The organism is Candidatus Poribacteria bacterium, assembly GCA_016866785.1.
In the GTDB taxonomy this organism is placed as follows: Bacteria; Poribacteria; WGA-4E.
Genome location: VGLH01000250.1, coordinates 1 through 2,510, shown reverse-complemented (window position 1 = coordinate 2,510; position 2,510 = coordinate 1). Strand labels below are relative to the sequence as shown.

Sequence of the window (2,510 nt, the reverse complement as noted above, 5' to 3'; positions counted from 1 at the left end):
GCAGTTCCGGCTCGTCGGCGTCTCCGAAGCGGCGGACGACTTCCTCATAGGACGCGAGCTCCTCTTCGCTCCTGCCCAGCAGACCCAACGCCACGCCCCGGTTGAACAGCGCCCTCGCCACTTGTACGCGCAGTTCCGGCTCCTCGGCGTCTCCGAAGCGGGGGACGACTTCGTCGTAGGACGCGAGTTCCTCTTCGCTCCTGCCCAGCCGCCCCAGCGCCACGCCCCTGCTGAACAGCGCCTTCGCCACTTGTACGCGCAGTTCCGGCTCCTCGGCGTCTCCGAAGCGGCGGACGACTTCGTCGTAGGACGCGAGTTCCTCTTCGCTCCTGCCCAGCCGCCTCAGCGCCACGCCCCGGTTGACCAGCGCCCTCGCCACACATTCCCGCAGTTCCGGCTCGTCGGCGTCTCCGAAGCGGCGGACGACTTCCTCATAGGACGCGAGCTCCTCTTCGCTCCTGCCCAGCAGACCCAACGCCACGCCCCGGTTGAACAGCGCCTGCGCCAAAGGACCGTCCAGTTCTGGGTAGTCAGTACCCCCTCCGCCTGCGTGCAGCGAGTCATATAGCGCGAGCATCGCGTCGGTCGCGGCGACGACGCTGTCGGGATGATCGGATACCGATGAGCCTCCAACACATTGGCGCAGGTGGCGGATGAGGTCGGCTCGTTGGAGCCGCGTGAACTCGTCCGGGTTGGCGTGCTTGACAGCGTCCACGGCTTCGACGTACTGCACGCGACGAATCGCGTCTCGCACCGACTCCAGCTTCGTGGCAATAAGGCTCTCTGCCTCCTTCGCCGTTCGCACCCGGTCGATCACCTCGCGGACGCTATGGATGTCGTACGCGCTCGGCGCGCTCAACGACTTCTCAAGCTGATCCGCGAAGAACCCAAGCGGATCCTTCATCAGAGTAGGCGTGTCCAGCTTGAGTTCGGCTATCAGCTTCTCGAACACCCGACGCGCCGGCAGCCTGCCTGCCTCGTCATCCAGCGCGGCCGCCCTCAGCGTTCTGCCGGAATCGTCCACGTCAGCGATCGGCCGCGGTTCCGGCGCGACGATGCGGACGTCGCCATGGTCGCGCAACCACTCCGGAAGTTCCCCCACTTGCTTCCGCTCGTAGCAGAACCAGTAGAGGCCGTGGGACAGAGGGTTCTCGACCCCCAGGCGACGTTGTAGAGCAGACATGAACACGTCGCGTTCCCACCCGCTGTATCCCACGACGATGATGCCCATATGCCGGAGGGCTGTATTCAACACAGTCGCCATCGTCATTGGCGAATCTGGGTCAAGCTTTGACGCAGCCTCGACCTCGCCCTTGAGGTTCTTGAGATCGTAGTACCAGTAGCTACCGTGGAGGTGCACGATCTGCAGGTCCGCGCTTGCCTCATCGATGCGTGCCGTCGTGTGTGGGTGATCGCAGATTATCGGACGCCCGCCGAAGAGCGAGACGGCGCGCGACAGATGGTCGTCGAAGTTCGTAGTGACGACGAGCTTGGCGACATTCCCTTTCATCAGCAGATGCGCCAGGCGCAGGTTTGCATCGGAGATGGACTTGCCTTCGATGATTCCGCGGAAGTACTCCTGCCGCAGCGTCGCATCGCCGTAGGCGCGGTTCAGCCAGAACGAGTACTCGTCCAACACGTCGGCAAACTCAGGCGGCTTGGACCGGCGAGGCAACTTGGCTTTTCGCTTGCAGTGCCGAATGATCTCCGGCGCCAGAGGAATCGTCGGCGCAGATACGCCGGCGCCGATCATGAAGAAGAACGGCTGCCGTTTCCGTGGGCGTTTGCAGGCGGCACGGATGTTCCGTATTGCCTCGTCCAATGTGATGATCTCGCTCATCGGTTCCTCTCCGCCGAGCCATCATCCAACAAACTGGCTCATCCGGCAACCACGCCGCCGAACCGCTCCCGCGCCATCGCGGCGATGGTTCCCCCGATGCTGATCGACGATGTCGCCGCCGGTGACGGCGCGTTCAGGACGTGGATCATCCTCTCCGCTTCGACGATGCGGAAGTCGTCCACCAATCGCCCGTCCGGCGAGACCGCCTGCGCCCGCACGCCCGACCCGCCCGGCTGGATGTCCGATCTCTCAAGCTCCGGCAGGAGCCGCTGCAGCGCCCGCACGAACGCCGCCTTGCTCAGCGACCGGTAGAACTCGCCGATGCCCGACCTGCCGTAGCGCCCGACCATCCGCCAGAAGCCGCCGTAGGACGCCGCGCTCCACACGTCCCGCAGGGAGAAGCTCGTCCGGCGGTATCCCTCGCGCCGGAGCGCCAAGACGGCGTTGGGACCCGCCTCGACCCCGCCGTGGATCATCCGCGTGAAGTGCACGCCCAGGAACGGGAACCGGGGGTCCGGCACAGGGTAGATGAGGCTCTTGACGAGATGATGCCGCTCCGGCACGAGCTCGTAGTACTCGCCGCGAAACGGAATAATCCGCACGCCGGGATCGACGCCGCACATCCGCGCGATCCGGTCGCACTGGAGCCCGCCGCAGTTGATGAGGTTCC

At 65.1% G+C, this 2,510-nt stretch carries 2 protein-coding genes; both read right to left on the bottom strand.

Going from position 1 to position 2,510, the window contains the following annotated elements:
* A partial coding sequence (locus FJZ36_18945) for a hypothetical protein (GenBank protein MBM3216977.1) occupies positions 1–1,840 on the bottom strand: 1,840 nt, incomplete at its 3' end.
* 38 nt (positions 1,841–1,878) lie between these two features.
* On the bottom strand, positions 1,879–2,510 hold a 632-nt coding region (gene lhgO / locus FJZ36_18940), incomplete at its 5' end, for an L-2-hydroxyglutarate oxidase (GenBank protein ID MBM3216976.1).